The following is a 19,513-nucleotide window of genomic DNA, read 5'->3' on the forward strand; positions in this document are numbered from 1 at the left end:
GTCGTCCATTTCAGCTCCTATAGTGAGTTAATTTAAAGTCATCAGGCCGGTAGCTCTGATGCCACTTTCCAATTGATAGCACTAACACTTTGCTCAAGGCTTATTCTGCATACCAATGCTTCAATTTCTTTTTGCTCGGCAGGTGTCGCAAGAAATTCAGCACACACTTCTAGCTGCTCAGGCTTTAGTGTGTCTGCACTACTTAACGATTGCAGCCGAATATGCAGTCCATTAATTGCTTGTAAAATAAGAGTTCTTACTAAAATTTCATCCGTTTGATGGCACATCACGCGAATTTTATAACGTTGCTCTACATCGAGTGCTTGCTGTTGTGGTTGTTTATTAATTCGTGAAGCGGCTTCTCTTAATAAAATATTGGCGCATAAAATTAATAACGTTGCCATCAAGGCCAAAGAATACTGGCCTAATCCACATAAAACACCGATCCCCGCGGAACACCAAAGCGTTGCCGCAGTATTTAGGCCTCGGATGTTCATGCCTTCACGCATAATCACTCCCGCACCGAGAAAACCAATTCCTGACACCACTTGGGCAGCAATACGACCAGGACTATCAGGTGATGTTGTTACAGAACTTAAAATAAATACCGCCGCTCCGGTTGCAACCAGTGCATTAGTTCTCAAGCCCGCCATTCGTTGACGCCACTGGCGCTCAGCACCAATTAATGCACCAAAACACATAGCAGACAGCAAATTTAAAATATCAGGGGAAAAAAGCATGATAATCCCTCCAAAAATAACTTGGATAATGATTTATATGCTTAATAAAAAGCATATAGCCATATTTTGAGTAAAATAATTACTCAAAAACCATTAGCTATTGCCTGGAGGAAATAAAGAATAAATATAGACCAACATAATACACACTCAATACAGCTATAATACGCTATCTAATGAAATACAATTATAAGGGAGTAGTATGATGAGAAAACATCAGACACCGCCCGCCGTTGTGGCAAGCAGTGAAAAGAAAAGACGATTACTGGCTTGCCATTAAATTAAGTTTTTATTCCAACTCTGACTGTCCAAGTAATAATCTCCTAAGTAAAAGATGGAAGGAGTATAAGTGGGGAAAATTATTAAGTAAAGGACAAAGTGCCCATTAAATTGAACTTATCTTTCAATTGGCGTAACAAAAATCCCTTCATCGCCTTCTTTTTCATTAAAGAACCAAATACCTTCAGGGTAATCAGGTAATGCAATTAAATACATTACCCCTTCATTGAAGGGTTCAATAAGTAAAATAGTTCCTTCTCGACGCTCTTCTCCGTCTGTTTTTACATAAACACGGTCATTAATATTCATAACATTCTTTTCCAACAAAATATATTAACCATAAATGTAGCGCATACGAAAAAGCCCGTCATTAAAAATGACGGGCTTTAGAAAATCAGTTAAGCAATTAGCTTAGATAGCAGTTACGTTAGCAGCTGCTGGGCCTTTTGCACCGTTTTCAATGGTGAATTCAACTTGCTGACCTTCAGCCAGAGTTTTGAAACCATTGCCCTGAATGGCAGAGAAGTGGACGAAAACGTCTTTGCTACCATCAGCTGGAGTGATGAAACCGAAGCCTTTAGACTCGTTGAACCACTTAACTTGACCTTTCATTTTGTCGGACATTTGACTTTTCCTATATAACATCAAAAAAACTTGCCTTTTGGCATATACGGGCCAGAGTCAACTATTTAATCAGGGAAACACCAAGATGAAGCGTCACGGTCAAAGGCTATCTGTGATAACTTTCTTCTTTAGAACACACTAACTCAGTAATCATACATCAAATAGGACTGCTAAACAGGCCGACACTCATTAACTCATGACTTAAAGATAATAGCAACTATTTTATACGAGCAAACCTCAAAAATATGCTGTTTTTTCGATTGCGTCACTTTTATCGGCTATAACGTTAACAAAAATGCTGCATTTAGTTGATAGTTTAAAGAAAACTTTAATTTAAAAAGCCAACAACCTAATAAATGTCAGTAAGAATTATCCGATACAATGACAATCTGTGTAAATATTTTTTTTAACTGATATATAACAATCTCAACGGCTCGTGATACCCTCCTAGTATAGATATCTGACAGAGAGTTATACACATGGATATTATCAAACAAATACTCGTCGAAGATTTGGATACCATCAATAAACGTGAAAACCGTGATGGGAAACCTTATTTTAATAGCCAATTTCTCGCCAACCACCCTTATTTATGTATTGGTATGGTTGCGGCTTATGTCCCCCTAGCCATTATTCTTTGGTACGCCCCTTATTTTGGTCCTTATTGGGCTCTGGGTATCACCATTCTTTTTATTGTATTAGCAAGTGTACTACTTTTTGACATCAAACCTGTTTATCACTTTGAAGATATTGGCGTCTTAGATTTACGTGTCTGTTATAACGGGGAATGGTTTGTTACTGAACCAGTTTCTGATAATGCGATAAGCAAAATCATTGATTCACAAGATGTTAGCTCTGCTATAAAACAAGAAATATCGCGTTTAATTGCATTAAAAGGAATGATTTCCTTTTATGATATCTATCATGTCGCTTATCCTGAAGTTTCTACGCAATTACCTGGTACACTTGCAACTCAAAATTAATTCAATATCAATTAACTAGAGTAAAACTTCGTCACAATGTGCATTGAATGAGCAGTTGGATATTTTTTCTGTTTTTATGATTGACAGCCTGAGATGATATCGTTAATATGCGCCTCGTTCTCAGGAACAAGCAATTCCTCCATAGTTCAGTCGGTAGAACGGCGGACTGTTAATCCGTATGTCGCTGGTTCAAGTCCAGCTGGAGGAGCCAAATTTAAAAAGCCCGCTTAATGCGGGCTTTTTGCTATCTGCTAAATATATATCACCATTATATCATTCATCTCTACTATCAATGATCTCCTAGCACCTCTCATAATCCATCTGGTATGCATTACGCATCATATATTAGGATAGATAACCACCAAATCGATTACTTAACGCCCACTTGGCTATTTTTTTCATTTTTATACTTTACAACAGTGAACAGGATGGGTAATATGCGCCTCGTTCTCAGGAACAAAGCAATTCCTCCATAGTTCAGTCGGTAGAACGGCGGACTGTTAATCCGTATGTCGCTGGTTCAAGTCCAGCTGGAGGAGCCAAATTTAAAAAGCCCGCTTAATGCGGGCTTTTTGCTATCTACCTAAAAATCACTCTTCTTAGCATTACTTTACTTACGGCAAATACAAGAGTTCCCACCATAAAATAAATACTTATTCTTTCTCTAGAAAAAATTGTTTAATCGTCTGGCGTAACCATTGATGCGCAGGGTCCCTATCTAACCTTGGGTGCCATGCTTGCACGATAAATATAGGCACCAATCCCAAAGGAAGTTCAATTTCAACCAATGGCAAATTAACACTCTTTACCCCTTGCAGCACATGACGAGGGAGCGGCAAAATATAGTCAGAGTTCATAGTTAACATCATGGCTGAATGAAAACTAGGTAAAGTCAATGCAACATTACGCTGTAATTGAAGGTCGCGTAATGCGTCATCAATTGGCCCCAATGTACGCCCTCGGCGCGATACGCTAATATGTGGGTAATGCGTTAAGCTTTCAGGCGTCACCTGCCCGATAATTGGATGCTCTGGGCGAACTAATGCCTGAAAAGTACTATTAAATAAGCTCTGAGCCTTAATTTCAGGATGCCAGTCTCGAGAGGAACCGATAACCAAATCCACCTTGCCACTGCGCAAGGAATCATCTTCAGTATCACTTTCCGCGATAAAAATTAAACTACTTTATATCCATCCATGACTTAGTAGTGATTAACTACGATTAACCTCTAAACTTGAAATAATATACCGCTCATCAACTCAGATTTGTCTCAGTCTTTTCGTTAGTGTATGGCCTTGATTAATCACCACTACTCTATTTTCGATCAAACTTCCGACAGTTCGCACAGATAACAGGCAAACAAACAATTTTTTCGATATTCTCCTTTGACAATGCGGTGAGAGAAAGCTAATATCCTCTGCGTACCAAGGAGTTCCTCCATAGTTCAGTCGGTAGAACGGCGGACTGTTAATCCGTATGTCGCTGGTTCGAGTCCAGCTGGAGGAGCCAAAATTTAGAAAAACCTGCTTAAGGAAACTTAAGCAGGTTTTTTGCTATTGAACGAACTAAATAAGCCACCTATTTACGTTATTTGCGCGATCTATCCCTGAAATAAGCTATAATCGTGATTTCTCATAGCTATTTTTTTACTTTACCTTTATCATTCTATTCCGGCTTGAGCACTCGCTCATCATTCACTCTTCCCCTATGGAGCCGGTTTAATGTCAACTGTAACTACCCTAACGATCCGCCGCCCTGATGATTGGCATGTTCATTTTCGCGATGATGATATGTTAAAAACGGTCGTTCCCTATACCAGTGAATTTTTTGGCCGTGCAATTGTCATGCCGAATTTAGTGCCACCAGTCACAACGATTGAAGCCGCAAAAGCTTATCGTGAACGCATCCTAAAAGCGGTTCCAGAAGGGCATCAATTTACCCCTTTAATGACCTGCTACCTTACTGATAGCACAGATCCTGTTGAAGTGGTTCGTGGCTTTAACGAAGGGGTATTTACTGCCTGTAAACTCTACCCGGCTAATGCAACAACAAACTCTAGTCATGGCGTATCTGATATTAAAAAAATTTATCCCGTATTAGCTGCGATGGAACAAGCAGGAATGCCATTGCTGGTCCATGGTGAAGTCACCGCAAGCCATATCGATATTTTTGACCGCGAAGCGTTGTTTATTGAGCAAGTTATGTCGCCATTACGGGCACAGTTTCCAAAACTCAAAGTCGTTTTTGAACATATAACCACCAAAGAAGCGGCTCAATATGTCCAAGAAGCAAATGAATTCACCGCAGCAACTTTAACACCTCAACATTTGATGTTTAACCGTAACCATATGTTAGTTGGTGGTATAAGGCCGCACTTATTTTGCTTGCCTATTTTGAAACGTAATGTACACCAAGAAGCATTACGTGCAGCCGTTGCTTCAGGTTGTGACCGTTTCTTCCTTGGTACCGACACCGCACCACATATACAATCACGTAAAGAGTCTTCCTGTGGTTGTGCTGGGGTCTTTAATGCTCCCACTGCATTAGCGGCTTACGCGACTGTTTTTGAAGAGCTTGGTGCTTTGGTACATTTCGAAGCTTTTTGTTCACTAAATGGTCCTAAATTCTATAACTTACCCGTAAATGAAGGAACCATTACGCTAACTAAAGAACAAAATATTACTTGCGAATCGATTGATTGCTGTAATGATAAACTAGTTCCTTTCTTAGCAGGGGAAGATGCTCGCTGGAGTGTCGCTCTGGGTCAGTAGTTTATACACCAATGGGAAGTTCAAAATGCTTCCCATTCTATTTTTACAATCCTTATTATCTGTTTTATGCATTTTCTGCTATATAAACAAAAAAAATGTTTTATTTGCTTTCTTATTAGCGAAATCTCCTTATACTAAAAGTGGACTCATCACGAGGTCATTGCTCTTAGTCAGTTATAGATATTTATTATTTATCACGATGTTTGATTAGGAGGTTTATATGAATAAAAAAAATGATGTCATTCAAACCCACCCAGTAGTTGGCTGGGACATCAGCACAGTCGATGATTACGACGCTATGATGTTGCGTTTGCACTACCTCCCCGAGCAAGATAAACACACAGGTGATGCTATTGTGGATAAAACCATGTGGCTAACGACTGATGTGGCTAAACAACTTATTCATATTCTCCAAGCAGGCGTAGACAAGATAGAATCAGGGGAATATGTTGAGTTTGATTTTAAAACACACTAGGAAAATAAATGGATATTAGTGCCACTAATATCCATTTAATTTATTCATCTATATAGATAACTATATGTCTTTATATAATTACCTTATTAATTAATTACTAATTAGCAATTTCAAATAAGAACACTATTTATTGTTTTTATTAATCCTTGGTTGACTTCTCTATCAATTCCAATTTATTGTAAGTCATCTTCTTGAACAAGGATGTTCCAATGCGAATATTAGTTATTGATGAATGTTATTATACACGTCTTGGCATTACAGAATATTTATCTAAAAATAAAAAACTCGAATTTATTAGTACAGGATGTATAAAAGAAGCCATTGGTTTTATGAACACAAACCTACCAAGCATTATACTGGTGAATCTAACCTACTATTGTAATTACTCTGATTACTGCCCTACTCTACAGCAGTTATTAAGTAATACTAATAATGCACGCTTTTATATTTATATTAATGCTCCTTATCCGCAAACAAACAACCCATTATTATTAAAGGATAATTACTTTATTCTATCAAAAAGCATTATTATTCAAACGCTTGATAAAGTTATTCGTGACCATGAACAAATAGAAAAAATCACCAAACTTGCTAATAATATTGAGTCATCTATTTTCACGATTAAAGAACAAAATATTATTAATAACTGGATGAATGAGACACCCAATCATATTATTTCTCGAAAACTAGGAATTAGCAATAGTACTGTCTATTCACAGAAAAGACATATCGCATCTAAAGTTTTCGTCAAAAATAGAATTGAGTTGTTTTTTATATATAATGTATTTAAATATTTATATTAAAAATGTTTTAATTTAAATCGACTAAAACAAAACTAAAAGGCCTGACTCCGTTTGAATAACGAAATCAGGCCTTACAAACCGGTCAGCAAAAGTGTCCAATATTATAAAGTCACTCTAACTGCTGCTGACGAGTCATAAATTTTAGTTCTATGATTTTATATCTTTATTTTCAATAGCGATAACTCGAGGTTTTTCTTCATCCGGGATTTCATATTCAATATCCAGAGTTAGTAAACCACTAGATAACTCAGCACTTTCTATCTTCACATTTTTACCGAGATTAAATTCAAGGGAAAACTTATTTTGTGTTATTCCTTGATGGATCCATTTCTCAGAATCATTAACTAATTCTGCTGATTGCTCACCTTGAACATACAATTTCCCGCCTTTTAGGGATACGCTTAAGTCCTCTTCCTTATAACCTGGAACACTAACCGTTAATTGATAGCTTGTTTCATTTATTTGTTTTAAATTATACGGATGCTCTGAAGTTAAAGGCCTATTACCTGTTAGCTGGCTAAACAAACGATCCATTTGGTCAAATCTGTTAGAAAGTAAGCTATCGGATAATGTTGGGAATAATGAAAAAGATCTAATGTTAGACATAATTTCTCCTTCAATATTTTTATATCAAACTAAACACATACGACTATGCACCATTACCTGTGTACCTAGTATGGGATAATGCTCTTTCTTGGTGCAATTCTTATATAGTGCCAGTTACGCGTATTTCAAGTCTTAAATTACACTTCTTTACAAAATAGCGTTACCTGCTGTAAACCATAAACAAATACCCCATGAATTTCATACGAAATGTATGGGGTATAAGCAACGTAATGACATCGAATGAAATAAATTTTTTATTTCAATTAATTTTATCTTGCTCTAATCAGCCCTAATTACAGGGCTTTCTTATTATAGAGAACATCAATAATTAGTTATCTTTATTTAATAATCCATCGGATAAACGGTGACGTGACTTATTAAAGATTTTATTACTGACTTCGCGACCTGCACGGCGTGCGCGTTGTTCTTGCTCTGGAAGTTTCATTTCTTCAGTGCAAGACGAACTGCAGCAACCTTCGTACTTTTCTGCACAGCTAGGGCATTGGATAAACAGCAAGTGACAGCCATCGTTACGGCAATTGGTGTGTGTATCACAAGGTGCACCACATTGGTGGCATTGTGCTAATGTGTCTTCTGTAATACGCTCTCCCATTCGGTTGTCAAAAACAAAGTTTTTCCCTTTAAACCTCAAAGGCAACCCTTGTTCCTTCGCCTTACGTGCGTATTCAATAATCCCACCTTCAACATGGTAAACATTTTTAAAGCCATTATGCAGCATATAAGCACTGGCTTTTTCACAACGGATCCCACCAGTACAATACATTACGACATTTTTGTCTTTTTGCTCTTGCAGCATTTCCACCGCCATTGGCAGTTGCTCTCTAAATGTATCTGAAGGTATTTCAATCGCGTTATCAAAACGCCCTACTTCGTACTCATAATGATTTCGCATATCGACGAAAACAGTATTTGGGTCATCAATCATCTCATTCACTTCATGAGCTTTTAGATATTGCCCCGTATTTGCAGGGTTAAATGTTTCGTCATCAATACCGTCAGCCACCACACGTTCACGGACCTTCATGCGCAGCACCCAGAACGATTTACCGTCATCATCAATGGCAATATTTAAACGTAGGTTTTCTAATGCGGGATCTGTTGCATAGATAAGTTCGCGCAATGCGTCCACATTAGATTCAGGCACACTGATTTGCGCGTTAATACCCTCTTTCGCAATATAAACACGTCCAAAAACGCTTAATGCTTTAAATTGTTGATACCATTGATTACGAAATGCGTTTGGGTCTTGAATATTAAAATACTTATAAAAAGAGATTGTGGTACGGGGCTCCGTTTCAGCCAACATACGCTCTTTTAAAATTTTATTTGAAACTTGGTTGTGTAACACTGGCATGGTGTTCTTAATCCTATTTAACTCATTGATAATATTTTAATTTAAATAAATTCAGGCGAGCTGCCACCCTATTTAAATCTTGGTGAGTATTATCCCTCTTATTATGTTAATAAAAAACCCTTTATTTGTAGGGTTATCGTGATAAAAATATTAACCAATCGTTTTAGGTTGAATTTTAAATCACTACGAGATATTTTAGTTTGCATTTCGTTATGTTATAACATTTTTTTTGATAAACCAATTTAGCTGACTGAATGATGCGATTTTTTCCTTTCTATTTTCTATTTCTGTTTATCGTTGCTCCACACGCAGCGGCACACCCTCATAGTTTTATTGAGATGCAAATTTCCCTTGAAAGTAAACAAGATAAGTACTCAGGGATTAGCTATGTTTGGAAAATGGATCCAATGACATCAGCGGATATCGCGTATGAATTAAAAGGCATTAAACCGGATGACCCGCGTTGGAAACAGCAAGAAGCTATTATTATGGCGAATGTATTGATGCAGGATTATTTCACTGACTTTTATTATCAAGGAAAGAAAGTCAGCTTTAAACGTATTCCTGATAGCTATCATTTAGAAAAAGAAGGCTTTTCTTTAGTTTTTTTCTTTAGCGCTTCCTTTATGCAGCCCTTGCCTATTGCAGGTTCCCATGTAGAAATTCAAACTTACGACCCAACGTTCTACGTCAGCATGACTTACCCAAATAAACAGCAAATTCACCTGCCTTTGGATATTGCCGCAAATTGCCAGATGGAACTACAAGAAGCAAATGTCACCGACTCAATGCGCGCCTACGCTTTCTCTTTAGACAAAAGTGATAGCCCAGAAGAAGATTTGGCACTTGGCAAACAATTTGCACAACGGGTTGATATTCAATGTCCATAATGCCTTTACGTACGCAAAGACTAATAATTACTGCGCTGTTTATGGGGATTATTACCTATGCCGCTTGGCAGCTATACACCCACTGGGGATCATGGTTACAACTTAGCCTAGCTTGGCAAAAACAGTTAAACCAAGGGCTATCTTACCTATTACAAGAAACCACCTCTCGCCCATGGTATGCAGGCGGGTTACTGGTGGTTGCTAGTTTTGCGTATGGTTTTTTACATGCACTTGGCCCGGGACATGGCAAATTAATTATCACTACTTATATTGCCACCCGAGCGACTCATTTAAAACAGAGTGTTATCATTAGTTTACTTGCATCGCTCTTACAAGGGCTTGTTGCGATTACTTTAGTTTCCTTAGTCTTGATCCTATTCCAACTCTCTACTAAGCATCTCAACCAAGCCAGTTTATATGCAGAGCAAACGAGTTATCTATTTGTCATTTTGCTGGGTAGCTATTTATGCATCAGCGCATTGCGTCGTGGCTGGTCAATCCGCAAATCAAGACACTTGGCACCACTCAAGATAAAAAGCATTCAACCACTGAATTCAGCAAGTAAGGCAATAATTAAAACTCAGCCCCATAATGTCTCGCACAACTGTGACTGTGGTCATCAGCACGTTATCCAATCCCATCAATTACAATCTAGTTTTAAAAGCAAGTTATTGATTATCCTATCGATGGGGATCCGTCCTTGCTCTGGAGCAATTCTTGTCTTGCTGTTTTCTTATGTCATTGAAGTATATGCATGGGGAGTTATCGCAGCCTTAGCGATGGCAATGGGGACAGCATTAACTATTTGTTTAATTGCTCTTTTTGTTCATTTAATGCGTGATAATGCGGTTCGCGTATCACGCTTAAAAGGAAAGTCACTTTCCCCTTATTGGGCAATCACACTAAAAATTTTGGCGGGTATTTTATTCGTTTTGATGGGGGTTCTGATGCTACAAAGCATCGGCTTAGAACAGTCGGTTTCGCCACTCTTGCGATAAACCATTAAAAAAGGGAGGGCTCCCCCTCCCAGGCATTTGCCGAAGTCACGGTGCAGTAACACACCGTTTTATGCGCAATGTCAACTGCTTACTACTTATTACAACGTCCAATTTTATTGCCAACTACCAGATGGCTAATGGTGAAGCTATGCAGGTCCCCACCACTAGCCATCCTTACTACTTCATTTAACCAATTAACTCAATGCGAGCTGGTAAGCCTTGGCGTACCGATGCCCCCGAAACCCAATCTAACCACGTGTTTGCAACTTCACGTGTCGGGTCAGCGAACCCAAGGTCGTTTAAGTTAATTCCTGAGCCATTTGCCGCATTCATTGGCATTGGCTGGCCATCAAGGTAATGCTGCTTCGCCCCCATTTCGGTGTGACCATAGCCATGCTCAATTGCTAGCACACCCGGCATTACGCCATCAAGCACGCTCACTTGGGCTTCAGCATGGCCACCCGGTGTGGTGATGCGGATCCAATCTCCATGTTTTACCCCCATTCTCGCTGCATCATCAGGGTGGATAGCAACTAGATTGGTCGGTTTCACATGGCGTAAACGTTCAATAACAGTCGTTGAGCTGCTCATGACGTGGGATTTAAATGACATCAGTTTCAGCGGCCACTCTTTTTCTGGGAATACCGCATTCACATCATCCCCATTCGCCATACGAGGCGGGTAATACGTCGGGCAACCGCTATAACGTTCACCGGTTATGGCATGGCGATTAACGGCCACCGTTGGGTTCCATATTTGTAGGCCTTTTTTCCATTGAGGACCTGTTGCATCGCCATCCCACGCTTTTTCATAAGGCGCAAAACGGCCACCTCGTGTGAAAATATAGGCAACACGGCGAACTTCCTCTGGTTTTAAAGTCCGTGTAATAGCCGGTAAAATGCGCTCCACGCCACTGATTTGGATATCTTCTGTTGCGGCTTCAGGGACTGGTTTTTCCCCTAACCATGCCATATTGGCAGCCACTCTTAAGTAATAGTCTTCCGCTGTATTGAGTGAATGCATGTTGCCATCCATGTCCTCAATCACGTTATCGCCAAAGCCGGGTAAATTAAGTTCTTTCGCTACAGCGATACAGAAACTTTCCATCGAAACTGGCTGGCCATCCGCAGTTTTCGCAGTACGTGACTCAACAATCGGCCAACGTGCTGTGCTGGCTTTGACCTGCACGCCAGACCATGGTGCACTAAACCCCCAACTTTCGAAGTTATGGGTATCTGGAACAATGTAATCTGCCAATGCCGTGGTTTCATTCATAAAGGCATCAATACCAATAATCAGCGGCAGGTGTTTAGGGTCTTTCAGTTTTTCTTCCATCACCTGACGAATACCTGCAATACCGTATACAGGGTTAGTCATATTGGTGATCCACGCTTTCAGTGCGTAGGGGTATCCCATCAAGGCAGATGCTAGTTGCTCGGTCAGTTGACCTTTAGCAAACGGGTACCAAGGGGCTTTTGCTGGGTATGGGTTTTCACCCGCTGCCTGACGTGCTTTGAACTCATCTGATTTTTCATACACTTCATTACTGCGCGACAGCACCACACCTTTAGGTTTCACTTTGCCTTTATAGCTGGCAATTTTATAACGCGGCCCATCGTTTTCCCCATTGAATTTACCACCACCAACAGAGACTCCGCCTTTCAAGTTCAAGTTACCGATCAATGCGTTAAGCATGATAACTGACCATGCAGTGTAGAAACCATTACCGCCCATCATACCGCCATGAGAGATGACAGCGGCTTTTCTATCATAAGAAGTTAATGCTTTACCCAGCGATTCAATCGTTTTCACTGGAACATGGCAACGCTGACTGTATTCTTCCAAAGTCATACGATTTGCCGCTTCTTTTAAACACTGGAAGCTAGATTTAACGATCACTTCACTGCCATCGTGCAAGGTGACTTGGCGTGTCACAAAGAGCTCGGCTGTAGGCGTTTCATCAGCCAGTTTTAATTCACCCGCAGCATCTTGCACTAAATAAGCTTTCTCATTGTCACCTTCCCCTGTGATATAAGAAGAAATTAACAATTTACCTGCTAATGGGTGGTTATCATCCGTGATCACTAAATGTGTTGAGTTAGTCCAGCTTTTCTCCCCCACGGCTTCCATGGATTTCTCACTTGGCACACTGAGGTATTTTGCGTTGTAACGGTTATTTTCAATGATCCAGCGGATCATCCCCATCACCAGTGCCGCATCCGTACCCGGTTGCACAGGAACCCAATGACCGTGGTCATTCGCTAAAGTGGTTGTTAATGGTAATGCAGGTGATACCACCACATAGTTAAATGAATCACGTAAACGCGCTGTGGCTAACTGGCGGCCTTGGCGCTTAAATGGGTTACCTGATTGTGCAGGTGATGTCCCTAGGAATAGCGCGAAACGGACATTATCCCAATCGGGTTTAACGTGGGCATTTTTGTCCAAATCATCCATTAATGCACCGGAACCCGCACGGTAAGCCAGTCCACAATAAGAACCGTGAGCACCGAAGTTTTTACTGCCAAAGGCATTTTGTGCAAAGCGACGGATAAAGCCATCACGGCCGTCATCACCTGCGTTGGTCACTAATAATTGGTTAGCTTTTGGCCCCAGTTTAGGTTGAGATGGGTCTAAAGGCGTTTCTAAGTCACGAATCGCCCGTAAGCCATCCACATGCCCCTCACCAAATAAATCGCCCCCTTCAACCACTTCTTTAATCAGTTGTTCAAAACTAATGCGCTCCCATTTACCTTCGCCGCGTTTACCCACACGTTTCATCGGTTCAAGGATACGCAATGGGCTCGTTAAACCTTCCATTAACGTCGCACCACGAGCACAGGCTGTCGAACGGTGTTCAAGGCCTGATTCTCCACTCATTTTATTAAATGCCGTTTTCAGTGGCATTCCATAAGGAAAGTGCTCTTCATGGGAAAGTGGATGATAAGGGTTCCCCGCGATACGCAATACTTCATTTTTTGCTGTATCGACGCGAGCACGGATACCACACTGGGTCCAACAACCAAAACACTGGGTCATCGCAACTACTTGTTCTGGGTTTTCTTGCCAGCCTTTAAGTGCCTGTCCTTCAGGGCGTAAAGAGTTACCATTAAGCCTATCAAGAGTGACTTTACCTGACGTACCATTAACCAGACCATCGACTGCACGTTTGGCAACATCACGGTAGCTTGCACCAAATAATGCGATACCACCGAAAACCAAACCACCTTTAAGCCATTGACGTCTTGAGAATTTAGCCATGTTGCACTCTCCTCGCAAACCAGCGAACACCTTCACGAACAATAATTGTTAACGCAATCCATAAACCGAATGTACCGACGATAGCCAATAATCCATCTGTTCCCAGTGGGAAATGGTATGGGTTCGCGATAATGTTATATTTTGGAACCGCTTGAACTTCCATCAGGAAAATCCAACGTAATGACCAAGCAAAAGCCATTGAAATTAAAGCTAGAATAGTAATATATGGAACAGAACGGGTCGCTTTTAAATTACTGACGGACATTGCAAAAGTGATTAACCACAGTGCACAAACCCCCATTAGCATCCACCAGCCTGGGCTTGCAGTATCTAACTGTTGGCGTACTGCAATACCTGAAGTGGTGTCACCTGATAACCACAACGCAAAGCACACCGCAAACAATAATAATGTCACAACTTGAAAACGCGCTAAGCGGTTTTGATATTGAGGTTCACGGCGAGCGCCTAAACCAACCAGTGCTGGTAATGCTTGCAGAGCACTAAGGAACATCAATACCGGTATCCACCAGCTATACCAAATTGGACGTGCGTTTAACACTGAGGCTTCACGGCCGGTATATAACAATAAACCGATAGCTGAAAGTGCGGCCAACAAGGCAACCCAACGCGTTGCTTTGAATTCTTTTTTCCAAATCAGCTTCACCACTAATGCGACAAAATATAAACCAATAAATGTGGTAAATAATGGTAGTAATACAGAGCCCCACCACATCCAAGACCATATTGTTGGATGAGCGTAAAAATGCCATACCCTTGCGGTTTGGTGTAAATCTGCGGTTAGTGCTAACGGCGCGGTGATCCCCATCGTGATAGCAATAAATACAGCGATCATTTCTAAGCGGCTGTTTTCAGGTTTGTTTCTCCAATGAAGATAGCACGCGTACAGAACCGCACAAGACGCAATCCCAATGAAGAAGAAATATTGTACCGCCCAAGGAAGCCAAAAGAATTCTTGTGGCTGAGCCATTATTTCTGAAATATAAGTCACTTGGCCATTCATCAGAACACCTCCTGCCATAATGCGGGCTGCCCTTTGCCTTGCAGCGGCTGCACGAATGCGTCATCTAAACCTATATAGAAAACTTGTGGTAATGTGCCACTTTCCGGTTTAAGTACTTTGATTTCAGCCTCGTGCTCTGTCAGCATTTTACGAATAGTACTGTTCGGGTCTTTTAAATCCCCAATAATGCGCGCACCACCGACACAGGATTCAACACAAGCAGGTAATAAACCCACTTCTAAGCGATGAGCGCAGAATGTGCATTTATCTGCAGTTTGCGTAGAGTGGTTGATAAAGCGAGCATCGTATGGGCAGGCTTGCACACAATAAGCACACCCAACACAGCGTTCGTTATCAACGACAACAATGCCGTCTTCACGTTGGAAAGTCGCTTGAACTGGACATACAGGTACACAAGGAGGGTTATCACAGTGGTTACATAAACGGGGTAACAGTACGTTGGTGAACCCTTCTTCACCTTTCACTGCGACTTGATATTGATTCACTGTCGTTCTAAATTGACCTTGTGGGGTTTGGTTTTCAACCGAGCAGCTTACCGTGCAAGATTGGCAACCGATACAACGGCGCAAATCAATCAACATTCCATAGCGTTTTTCTGGATTGCCTTCTCGACGTGTCGGGGAAAAATTGAGCCCTGCTTCTGCAATGGGAATCAACGATGCCCCCGCAGTTACGGCTCCAATTTGTTGTAGAAATTTTCGTTTACTCAGATCCATAATTGGCTCCAGTATTGACATTGCTAATGCGAAAATAAAAGTTATTAATCAATATGTTATTTGTATTACATGCGTTATTGACAATGGGTACAGTCTCGTTAAGATAACCACTGAAATTGTTATTTCTCTTTAAACCCGATGGGTTATCTTGATAAAGCTTGTAGTGCCATTGTAAGAAGAGTGGAGCCACTGCCCTATTGTGGTTTACCACATACCCGTAGCTAAATTGATCTAACGCAACGAATAACTCAAATATGTTAAAAAAATCGTCTAGACCGTTGTATCACATACTGTTAATCATGCTACTGACGTGGTCTTTGCCAGCAATTTCGGTCCAGTGGACTATCGGGGTATTGGCCTTACGTGGCCCCAGTTCAACCCAATCTCATTGGCAGCCTTTGATTGATACACTCAATGAGTCGATTCCTGGGGAGCGTTTTACGTTACAACCTCTCAATTTAGATGAGATGAAAGAGGCGATTTCCAATCGCAAGATAGATTTTTTGTTGACGAATCCTGCCCAATTTATTCAGTTAGATAACCGCTATCATTTACGTTGGTTGCTCTCCCTTCGCTCAGACGTGGAGCCCAACAGCACAACGCGTAATGTTATTGGCAGCTTGATATTAGTTCGAAAAGACAGTGATATTTCAGAAGTTAAAAACCTAATAGGCAAGAAAGTCGGAGCAATTTCACCAGATGCTTTTGGTGGCTATTTGTTAGGTTACAAAGTGTTGAGGGATATGGGCTACGACGCTGCCAAAGACTTTAAGATGCAATTTTTAGGCTTTCCTGCTGATGCATTATTATATGCACTGCGTGATGATTCATTATCTGCGGCAATTGTTCCTGTCTGTTTATTAGAAAATATGCATAGCGAAGGGCTGATTGATAAAACACAATTTCGTCCACTAATTCAACATCCAAGCTCTCTCTCTTGTTTAACTAGCACAGAACTGTATCCAAATTGGTCTTTTGCCGCCTTAAGTGAAGTGCCGGACAATTTAGTCGACAAAGTCACCAAGACATTATTATCAACAGATAAAGCCGCTATGCGTTGGGGAGCTCCCGCGTCGGTGACTCAAGTCGAAACCTTACTCAGAGACGTTAACCAACATCCGCAACAGCGTCAAATCTGGCAGGATATCGTCAGTTGGACCATTCAAAACCAAATCACTATCAGCCTTGTCGCTTTATTTTTTGTATTACTTGGGATAAATCATGTTTGGATTGCCTTTTTGGTGAGACGTCGCAGCCGCCAATTAGAAGAAGCGCATAATCGCTTGCGAGAGCAAGAAGCCAATTTACAAAAGGCACAACGGTTAAATATTTTGGGGGAAATGGCATCTGGGTTTGCCCATGAATTGAACCAACCGCTGTCTGCAATCCGCCATTATGCCCAAGGGTGTATTCTACGCCTGACTAAAGAGTCTGAAAGCCACCCATTAATTAGCGCATTAACTAAAATCGACGACCAAGCTCAACGTGGAGCCGATATCATTCGCAATTTGCGTCTCTGGGCGGGTAAACCAAGCCATGACCCCGCAATCACATTGAGCCAGCAATCGGTTAAACAGGCTATTAATCATATTTGGCAATTATTGCGTGCAGACCAGCACTACCCCAATTCGAGGTTAATTTTACCTGAAACCCCTGACGTCTCCCTGATGTTGCCAGACACGTTACTAGAACAATTACTTTCTAATTTAATCAGTAACAGTTTGCAAGCAGGGGCAACCCTACTGCGTTTCGAGTTTCATTTTTCGCAGCAACATTTTTTACTTGTTTTACAGGACAATGCTGGAGGGATGCCTGCGGGTCAATTAGAGCAAGGTATCACGCCATTTGCGACAACTAAAAAAGAAGGTTTAGGATTAGGTTTAGTGATCTGCCAGCGTTTGATACAAAGCCAAGGCGGAGACATTCGTATCGAAAATAACCTAAGTGATGATGGGTTACATGGCTTAATGGTCACTCTTATTTTCAATTATCACAATAAAATCGTAGATTAAGCATGTTTTGCCACGTAATTGATAACATTCACATTAACTATATGTGACAATGGCTTTATTGCGATAATCAATGCTCATTATATAAAGCACCTTATTTGTCACCCTCTACACGACGAGGTATATGTATGCCAGTAATCCATCTCGTGGATGATGACCCCGATGTGACGGATGCCTGCCAATTCTTACTAGAAACATTGGGCTATAGCGTTACCGTTTGGAATGACAGTGAAACATTTATCCAAAATGCGGCATTACACCAAGAAGGTGTGGTGTTATTGGATATGCGCATGCCTAAATTAGATGGACGACAAGTTCACCAATACCTTAGGGAACAACACAGTACATTGGCTGTGATATTTTTGTCTGGCCATGGCGATATCCCGATGGCGGTGGAACAAGTGAAACTTGGCGCTGTTGATTTTCTACAAAAACCCATTGATAGCCAACAACTTGCTAAGACCTTAGAACAAGCTCAATCACAAACCACCAAAGCCACTGAAGGGCATTTAATTAAGCAGCGTTATGAAACGCTCACCCCTCGTGAAAAAGATATCTGTGGTTATGTGTTGCAAGGCTTAATTAACCGTGAAATTGCTGAGGCAACCTGTGTTTCTGTACGCACCGTTGAGGTTCATCGCTCTCGCGTCATGGAGAAAATGGCGGTTCGTAACTTAGCTGAGTTAATGAGCACCATGCAGGCAATTAACGCTTTAAACGAATAATTTGATATAGTTTAATCATGCCTTTTTATTAATTTGTGACTAATATATTCGGATAACAATGATACTAGCTCCAAAATTTCAAAAACGGTTTCTCCACCCTCGTTACTGGCTAACTTGGCTAGGCATTGGCGTGTTATATCTTCTTGTATTATTGCCTTATCCTCTCATTTATTGGATGGGAACGCGTTTAGGGTTATTTTCTAAACGCTTTTTGAAAAAGCGGGTGAAAGTCGCAGAGCGAAATTTGCAATTATGTTTTCCAGACATGAGTGAGCAAGAACGGCAACGCTGTGTTGACAAAAACTTTGAATCTGTCGGCATGGGCTTATTTGAAACGGGCATGGCTTGGTTTTGGCCTGATTGGCGCGTTCGTCGCTGGGTCAAAGTCATTGGGGAAGAAAATGCTGTTGCTGCCCGCCAAACAGGTAGAGGCATTATCGCGCTTGGTGTTCATTTTTTAACCTTGGAAATGGGTGCGCGTGCCTTTGGCATGTTAAATCCGGGCATTGGTGTATATCGCGCCAATGATAATGACCTCCTCGATTGGCTACAAACCCGTGGGCGGTTACGTTCCAACAAATATATGTTGGATCGCAAAGATATGAAAGGCATGGTTCGTGACTTAAAAAATGGGGAAATTTTATGGTATGCCCCCGACCATGATTACGGCCCTCGCAATAGTACATTTGCGCCTTTGTTCGCCGTAAAAGATGCAGCGACAACCAATGGCTCGCAAATTATTTTACGTCTGGCTTCCCCTTTAGTGGTGCCTTTTACACCAAGACGTTTACCTGCAGGTAAAGGTTATGAATTAATCATTCAACCTGCCATTGATGATTTCCCAATTGAAGATAATGTGGCTACCGCAACCATGATGAACCAAATTATTGAAAAAGAAATCCTCAGAGCACCAGAACAATATATGTGGCTACATCGCCGTTTTAAAACACGTCCTGAAGGGGAGCCTTCGTTATACGGAGATTTAGATAAAATCCATCATTAATAATTAGTGTAAGCAGATAAATTATGGCGTGGTTTTTCAACTGTTTTTTATGATGCTTTTCTTACTGTTTTTTATACTGTTTTCTCTAAATATATGGCGTGATTTTTCAACTGTTTTTTATGATGCTTTTCTTGCTGTTTTTCATACTGTTTTTCCTAAATAGTCGGGTCTACAGCTAGGCGGGAAAATGAAGACATCCCAAAGAGCGTACATTAG

The 19,513-nt window shown here is 40.9% G+C and carries 18 protein-coding genes and 3 tRNA genes; 12 read left to right on the forward strand and 9 right to left on the reverse strand.

Annotated features, from left to right (window positions below; translation table 11 throughout):
- Positions 1 to 41: 41 nt before the first annotated feature.
- From M1F26_RS12245 to cspE, 3 genes are all read right to left on the reverse strand, one after another.
- The gene (locus M1F26_RS12245) at positions 42 to 740 is read right to left on the reverse strand and encodes an MgtC family protein (protein WP_004255789.1); all 699 of its coding nucleotides are present in this window, start codon (positions 738 to 740) and stop codon (positions 42 to 44) included.
- A 393-nt stretch (positions 741 to 1,133) separates the two neighbouring features.
- The gene (gene dsrB / locus M1F26_RS12250) at positions 1,134 to 1,325 is read right to left on the reverse strand and encodes a protein DsrB (protein ID WP_004255792.1); all 192 of its coding nucleotides are present in this window, start codon (positions 1,323 to 1,325) and stop codon (positions 1,134 to 1,136) included.
- A gap of 102 nt (positions 1,326 to 1,427) precedes the next feature.
- The gene (gene cspE, locus M1F26_RS12255) at positions 1,428 to 1,640 is read right to left on the reverse strand and encodes a transcription antiterminator/RNA stability regulator CspE (RefSeq protein WP_004909801.1); all 213 of its coding nucleotides are present in this window, start codon (positions 1,638 to 1,640) and stop codon (positions 1,428 to 1,430) included.
- Positions 1,641 to 2,119: 479 nt separating this feature from the next.
- Between cspE and M1F26_RS12260 the strand changes: the two genes are divergently transcribed.
- The 3 genes from M1F26_RS12260 to M1F26_RS12270 all read left to right on the forward strand — a co-directional run bounded on the left by M1F26_RS12260 (position 2,120) and on the right by M1F26_RS12270 (position 3,165).
- Complete coding sequence (locus tag M1F26_RS12260; RefSeq protein ID WP_140170730.1) at positions 2,120 to 2,623, forward strand: YlaC family protein; 504 nt, start codon at positions 2,120 to 2,122, stop codon at positions 2,621 to 2,623.
- A gap of 135 nt (positions 2,624 to 2,758) precedes the next feature.
- Positions 2,759 to 2,834 (forward strand) — tRNA-Asn (locus M1F26_RS12265).
- 255 nt (positions 2,835 to 3,089) lie between these two features.
- A tRNA-Asn gene (locus tag M1F26_RS12270) sits at positions 3,090 to 3,165 on the forward strand.
- A gap of 111 nt (positions 3,166 to 3,276) precedes the next feature.
- On the opposite strand, the gene M1F26_RS12275 is transcribed toward M1F26_RS12270, so the two are convergent.
- Complete coding sequence (locus M1F26_RS12275; protein WP_226617105.1) at positions 3,277 to 3,762, reverse strand: LysR substrate-binding domain-containing protein; 486 nt, start codon at positions 3,760 to 3,762, stop codon at positions 3,277 to 3,279.
- A gap of 294 nt (positions 3,763 to 4,056) precedes the next feature.
- Here M1F26_RS12275 and M1F26_RS12280 point away from each other — a divergent pair.
- From M1F26_RS12280 to M1F26_RS12295, 4 genes are all read left to right on the forward strand, one after another.
- Positions 4,057 to 4,132, forward strand: a tRNA-Asn gene (locus M1F26_RS12280).
- A 212-nt stretch (positions 4,133 to 4,344) separates the two neighbouring features.
- Positions 4,345 to 5,394 carry a dihydroorotase gene (gene pyrC, locus M1F26_RS12285; protein WP_112308178.1) on the forward strand — a complete coding sequence of 350 codons (1,050 nt, stop codon included), beginning with the start codon at positions 4,345 to 4,347 and terminating at the stop codon, positions 5,392 to 5,394.
- Positions 5,395 to 5,614: 220 nt separating this feature from the next.
- The gene (bssS, locus tag M1F26_RS12290; protein WP_004255804.1) at positions 5,615 to 5,869 is read left to right on the forward strand and encodes a biofilm formation regulator BssS; all 255 of its coding nucleotides are present in this window, start codon (positions 5,615 to 5,617) and stop codon (positions 5,867 to 5,869) included.
- Positions 5,870 to 6,078: 209 nt separating this feature from the next.
- The gene (locus tag M1F26_RS12295) at positions 6,079 to 6,672 is read left to right on the forward strand and encodes a LuxR C-terminal-related transcriptional regulator (protein WP_153673605.1); all 594 of its coding nucleotides are present in this window, start codon (positions 6,079 to 6,081) and stop codon (positions 6,670 to 6,672) included.
- A 147-nt stretch (positions 6,673 to 6,819) separates the two neighbouring features.
- On the opposite strand, the gene M1F26_RS12300 is transcribed toward M1F26_RS12295, so the two are convergent.
- Together M1F26_RS12300 and M1F26_RS12305 are read right to left on the reverse strand one after the other, a co-directional pair.
- Positions 6,820 to 7,278 carry an Hsp20 family protein gene (locus M1F26_RS12300; RefSeq protein WP_036957864.1) on the reverse strand — a complete coding sequence of 153 codons (459 nt, stop codon included), beginning with the start codon at positions 7,276 to 7,278 and terminating at the stop codon, positions 6,820 to 6,822.
- Between the two features lie 328 nt (positions 7,279 to 7,606).
- Positions 7,607 to 8,653 carry a rhodanese-related sulfurtransferase gene (locus M1F26_RS12305; protein ID WP_140170731.1) on the reverse strand — a complete coding sequence of 349 codons (1,047 nt, stop codon included), beginning with the start codon at positions 8,651 to 8,653 and terminating at the stop codon, positions 7,607 to 7,609.
- Positions 8,654 to 8,907: 254 nt separating this feature from the next.
- Here M1F26_RS12305 and M1F26_RS12310 point away from each other — a divergent pair, with 254 nt between their 5' ends.
- Together M1F26_RS12310 and M1F26_RS12315 are read left to right on the forward strand one after the other, a co-directional pair.
- Positions 8,908 to 9,543, forward strand: a complete 636-nt coding sequence (locus M1F26_RS12310) for a DUF1007 family protein (protein WP_140170732.1) — start codon at positions 8,908 to 8,910, stop codon at positions 9,541 to 9,543.
- A complete protein-coding gene (locus M1F26_RS12315) occupies positions 9,534 to 10,541 on the forward strand; it encodes a nickel/cobalt transporter (protein WP_227528816.1) in 1,008 nt (335 codons plus the stop codon). Before M1F26_RS12310 ends, M1F26_RS12315 begins: the two co-directional genes overlap by 10 nt.
- 186 nt (positions 10,542 to 10,727) lie before the next feature.
- Here M1F26_RS12315 and ttrA read toward each other — a convergent pair whose 3' ends face one another.
- The 3 genes from ttrA to ttrB are packed head-to-tail and all read right to left on the reverse strand — an operon-like array spanning position 10,728 to position 15,560.
- Positions 10,728 to 13,802 (reverse strand): tetrathionate reductase subunit TtrA, encoded by a 3,075-nt coding sequence (gene ttrA / locus M1F26_RS12320; RefSeq protein WP_140170733.1) that lies wholly within the window; start codon positions 13,800 to 13,802, stop codon positions 10,728 to 10,730.
- The gene (gene ttrC, locus M1F26_RS12325; RefSeq protein WP_140170734.1) at positions 13,795 to 14,841 is read right to left on the reverse strand and encodes a tetrathionate reductase subunit TtrC; all 1,047 of its coding nucleotides are present in this window, start codon (positions 14,839 to 14,841) and stop codon (positions 13,795 to 13,797) included. The genes ttrA and ttrC overlap by 8 nt, the downstream gene beginning before the upstream one ends.
- Entirely contained in the window at positions 14,823 to 15,560 is a 738-nt protein-coding gene (gene ttrB, locus M1F26_RS12330; protein ID WP_036957869.1) for a tetrathionate reductase subunit TtrB, read from the reverse strand. The genes ttrC and ttrB overlap by 19 nt, the downstream gene beginning before the upstream one ends.
- Positions 15,561 to 15,814: 254 nt before the next feature.
- Between ttrB and ttrS the strand changes: the two genes are divergently transcribed.
- From ttrS to M1F26_RS12345, 3 genes are all read left to right on the forward strand, one after another.
- Positions 15,815 to 17,572, forward strand: a complete 1,758-nt coding sequence (gene ttrS, locus M1F26_RS12335; protein ID WP_140170735.1) for a tetrathionate respiration histidine kinase TtrS — start codon at positions 15,815 to 15,817, stop codon at positions 17,570 to 17,572.
- A gap of 125 nt (positions 17,573 to 17,697) precedes the next feature.
- Positions 17,698 to 18,294, forward strand: coding sequence for a tetrathionate respiration response regulator TtrR (gene ttrR, locus M1F26_RS12340; protein ID WP_004255863.1), 597 nt, complete (start codon positions 17,698 to 17,700; stop codon positions 18,292 to 18,294).
- A 58-nt stretch (positions 18,295 to 18,352) separates the two neighbouring features.
- Positions 18,353 to 19,297 carry a Kdo(2)-lipid IV(A) acyltransferase gene (locus M1F26_RS12345; protein ID WP_096864193.1) on the forward strand — a complete coding sequence of 315 codons (945 nt, stop codon included), beginning with the start codon at positions 18,353 to 18,355 and terminating at the stop codon, positions 19,295 to 19,297.
- The last annotated feature ends 216 nt before the right edge of the window (positions 19,298 to 19,513 follow it).

Origin of the sequence: Providencia sp. PROV048 (genome assembly GCF_033688165.1) — a bacterium.
GTDB classification, from domain to species: domain Bacteria; phylum Pseudomonadota; class Gammaproteobacteria; order Enterobacterales; family Enterobacteriaceae; genus Providencia; species Providencia hangzhouensis.

Coding starts and splice junctions, on each gene's coding strand:
- M1F26_RS12245 (WP_004255789.1), bottom strand. CDS start 740: ATGCTTTTTTCCCCTGATATTTTAAATTTGCTGTCTGCTATGTGTTTT.
- dsrB (WP_004255792.1), bottom strand. CDS start 1,325: ATGAATATTAATGACCGTGTTTATGTAAAAACAGACGGAGAAGAGCGT.
- cspE (WP_004909801.1), bottom strand. CDS start 1,640: ATGTCCGACAAAATGAAAGGTCAAGTTAAGTGGTTCAACGAGTCTAAA.
- M1F26_RS12260 (WP_140170730.1), top strand. CDS start 2,120: ATGGATATTATCAAACAAATACTCGTCGAAGATTTGGATACCATCAAT.
- pyrC (WP_112308178.1), top strand. CDS start 4,345: ATGTCAACTGTAACTACCCTAACGATCCGCCGCCCTGATGATTGGCAT.
- bssS (WP_004255804.1), top strand. CDS start 5,615: ATGAATAAAAAAAATGATGTCATTCAAACCCACCCAGTAGTTGGCTGG.
- M1F26_RS12295 (WP_153673605.1), top strand. CDS start 6,079: ATGCGAATATTAGTTATTGATGAATGTTATTATACACGTCTTGGCATT.
- M1F26_RS12300 (WP_036957864.1), bottom strand. CDS start 7,278: ATGTCTAACATTAGATCTTTTTCATTATTCCCAACATTATCCGATAGC.
- M1F26_RS12305 (WP_140170731.1), bottom strand. CDS start 8,653: ATGCCAGTGTTACACAACCAAGTTTCAAATAAAATTTTAAAAGAGCGT.
- M1F26_RS12310 (WP_140170732.1), top strand. CDS start 8,908: ATGATGCGATTTTTTCCTTTCTATTTTCTATTTCTGTTTATCGTTGCT.
- M1F26_RS12315 (WP_227528816.1), top strand. CDS start 9,534: ATGTCCATAATGCCTTTACGTACGCAAAGACTAATAATTACTGCGCTG.
- ttrA (WP_140170733.1), bottom strand. CDS start 13,802: ATGGCTAAATTCTCAAGACGTCAATGGCTTAAAGGTGGTTTGGTTTTC.
- ttrC (WP_140170734.1), bottom strand. CDS start 14,841: ATGGCAGGAGGTGTTCTGATGAATGGCCAAGTGACTTATATTTCAGAA.
- ttrB (WP_036957869.1), bottom strand. CDS start 15,560: ATGGATCTGAGTAAACGAAAATTTCTACAACAAATTGGAGCCGTAACT.
- ttrS (WP_140170735.1), top strand. CDS start 15,815: ATGTTAAAAAAATCGTCTAGACCGTTGTATCACATACTGTTAATCATG.
- ttrR (WP_004255863.1), top strand. CDS start 17,698: ATGCCAGTAATCCATCTCGTGGATGATGACCCCGATGTGACGGATGCC.
- M1F26_RS12345 (WP_096864193.1), top strand. CDS start 18,353: ATGATACTAGCTCCAAAATTTCAAAAACGGTTTCTCCACCCTCGTTAC.